A 2,756-nucleotide genomic window follows, 5' to 3' on the forward strand; every position below is an offset into this window, starting at 1 on the left:
CAACGCGCCCAATTCACGCCCGAGCCGCGCGGCCAGCTCTTCGGCTTCAGCTTCCCGCACATCGCGCTCCGCGCCCGTGACGCGCTCCGCATCCGCCTCGCGTTCGCCAGCAGAAACCGCCCGCAGCCATTGGCGCAGGACGCTGTTGTGCACAGCAACCACCGAAGCGGCAAAGGCCACGGCCGTGACCTCGCGGCTTTCGCCCTCGGGCAACGCGGAAAGAAGATGATTCCGGAAAGCCCGTTGATAGCGATGCGTCATGACAAGTTCACGATCACGAAGGGCCGGCACTTGATGCAGAAGCTCGTAGCGGGCGAGGGAGGTTCTCCAGTTGCCCACATGGTGGCCAAAAACCAAGAGCGCGGCATCCACGACGGCACGCAACGGATCCGCCGTCGTCCGCGCAAGGAGGTCCTGGACCCGCGCCAGAATACGGTCGTGATCAGCGAAAACAATGTCCTCTTTGGAGCCGAACTTGCGGAAAAACGTGCTCCGGCTGATCCCTGCGGCATCGGCAAGGTCGTCCACGGAGGTCGCGTCATAGCCTTGCCGCACCAGTAGATCGATTGCCGCGGCCACGGCGAGCGCGGGATCCGGATTGGCGGGGTAGTTGACCATAGGCGTGAATCTAACACGGCGGCGTAACCGCACAGCCTTGAGCGCGACTAGGCTTCTGCCATGGCATTGATAGCTCCCCGCGTGACGCCTGGCTTGCCCGCGGACGACGCCCGTAACCTGGCGCGCTCACTCCAGGACAGCAACGACATCACCGTCTTCGTGGATGGCACGGTCCACCGGCTGCCGGATGAGGCGAGGGACGCCGTCGTCGACCTCCTTGGCAGGCTGGGCCGAGGTGAAGCTGTGACGGTGAGCAGCGTCGAGGAAATGCTCACGACGTCGAGGGCGGCCGAACTCGCGGGAATCTCGCACACCTACCTGCGGAACATGACTGACCGTGGCGAAATCCCGGTGGAATACCGCGGCACGCATCGGCGCATCAGGCTCGCGGACATCATGACGTGGCTGGAAACCCAGAAGAAGACGGCCGCGGCGGAAGAGGAAAGCAACAAGTAGAAAAGCTACGCGAGGGCCGCCTTGAGCGCAGCGTGGACCCAATCCCGGTAGCGTCCAATCCCCAGGCGAAGTCCAGCACGAGTGACCGGTAGGTGTCCGGATGACCCACCGACCAGATCACGGCAGCGGCTTGCTCGTCGCTCATGCCGGAGCTCAGTGCCCCGCGCCGCCTGAGCGCGGCCGCAGCTTCCGCATAGTTCCGTAGCCGGGTTTCGGCCCGGTCCCGCTCCACTTTTGCGGCTTCGGCGTCGACAGCGGAGGCCTGCCGCATGACGGTGAACAATTGGGTGCTCCGCGGATTCACCTCGGCAAACCAGTCGGCCAACAGCGCCAGGACCGCTCCGGCGTCGGCGGCTGCGGCAGTCCGCTCGCGCATGGTCTCCGGCACGGAACGGGGAGCATCCGGACCCGCCGCCGTCGCGTCAACCACGGCCGAGAGCAGCGCAGCCTTGTTGCCCACGGAGTTGTAGATGGTCTGGACGGCCACACCTGCTTGCTCGGCAACGGCCCCGATAGTGGTGGCCACATACCCTTTGCTCAGAAACAGCTGACGGGCGGCCTCCACCACGGCAGCTTTGGTTGCGACAGCTTGAGCTAAGCGCCTGTCATTGTGCCGGATTTCCACGAAAAAAGAATAGCATTCCAGTGACTGGAATGCTATTCTAATCACCTCGGACACCTCAGGAGGCTTCGCGATGGACAGCAATGAGGCAGTGAACACGGTAATTGTGGGCGCAGGGCAGGCGGGGCTCGCCACCGGATACCACCTGAAGAAACACCTGCAAGATTTCCTCATCCTGGACTCGCAGGCCCGCGTCGGCGACGTGTGGCGGAGCCGATGGGATTCCTTGCGCCTCTTCACCCCGGCGCAGCACGATTCCCTTCCCGGCCTGCCATTTCCAGCCGCCCGGGGGACCTTTCCCGGCAAAGACGCCATGGCCGAATACCTCGAGAATTACGCCACGAACTGGGAACTCCCGGTACGCCATGGCGCCCGCGTCGTCGGCATCGAGCGGGAGGACGGCCGGTTCCGGGTGCAGTCGATCGCCGGGTCGATCCTGGCGAGAAACGTTGTTGTTGCCACGGGCCCGAATACACAGCCACGGGTCCCGGCGTTCGCCAGGGATCTCGATCCAGGCATCCACCAACTGCACGGAGCGGAATACTCCAACCCGGACTCAATTCCGCCCGGAGATGTCCTGGTGGTCGGCTCCGGCACCTCCGGCGTCGAAATCGCCCTGGAGCTCGCACCCACGCACCGCACCTACATCGCAGGAAACCCTCCGTTCCACATTCCGGGCCCCGTGACGCGATACGCCGGCGGGCTTTGGTGGCTCTTCATCCACAAGGTGCTGAACAGATCCACCCCTATCGGCCGCAAGGTCGCGCTCGGGTTCACCCAGCACGGCGCGCCACTGATCCGGACCTCAACGCGGGAGCTCGACGCCGCGGGAGTCACCCGCCTACCACGCCTGAAGGCACGCGCGATGGCCAACCCCTGACCGATGAAGGTCACGCGATACCGGTGTCCACGGTCATCTGGGCTACTGGTTACCAACCGGACTTTGGCTGGATCCAAGGACTTCCCACGGATGAGGACGGCTGGCCGCTCACCCTCCGGGGCGCCGTGGAACAACTCCCAGGACTGTTCTTTGTGGGCATGCCCTTCCAATACGGGTTGA

Annotated in this window: 4 protein-coding genes; 2 read left to right on the forward strand and 2 right to left on the reverse strand. The window is 64.4% G+C overall.

Annotated elements, in window-relative coordinates; translation table 11 throughout:
* Window positions 1–579, reverse strand: a 579-nt coding sequence (locus AHiyo1_RS12045) for a TetR/AcrR family transcriptional regulator (protein WP_253257299.1), incomplete at its 3' end; no start/stop codon positions are given.
* 99 nt (window positions 580–678) lie between these two features.
* Between AHiyo1_RS12045 and AHiyo1_RS12050 the strand changes: the two genes are divergently transcribed.
* A complete protein-coding gene (locus AHiyo1_RS12050; RefSeq protein ID WP_059388722.1) occupies window positions 679–1,074 on the forward strand; it encodes a helix-turn-helix domain-containing protein in 396 nt (131 codons plus the stop codon).
* Here AHiyo1_RS12050 and AHiyo1_RS12055 read toward each other — a convergent pair.
* Complete coding sequence (locus AHiyo1_RS12055; RefSeq protein ID WP_216363192.1) at window positions 1,013–1,744, reverse strand: TetR/AcrR family transcriptional regulator; 732 nt, start codon at window positions 1,742–1,744, stop codon at window positions 1,013–1,015. The two genes, AHiyo1_RS12050 and AHiyo1_RS12055, sit on opposite strands and share 62 nt — an antisense overlap.
* A gap of 25 nt (window positions 1,745–1,769) precedes the next feature.
* Between AHiyo1_RS12055 and AHiyo1_RS12060 the strand changes: the two genes are divergently transcribed.
* Window positions 1,770–2,576, forward strand: coding sequence for a flavin-containing monooxygenase (locus AHiyo1_RS12060; RefSeq protein ID WP_059388724.1), 807 nt, complete (start codon window positions 1,770–1,772; stop codon window positions 2,574–2,576).
* The last annotated feature ends 180 nt before the right edge of the window (window positions 2,577–2,756 follow it).

Source organism: Arthrobacter sp. Hiyo1 (genome assembly GCF_001263615.2).
Taxonomy (GTDB): Bacteria; Actinomycetota; Actinomycetes; order Actinomycetales; family Micrococcaceae; genus Arthrobacter.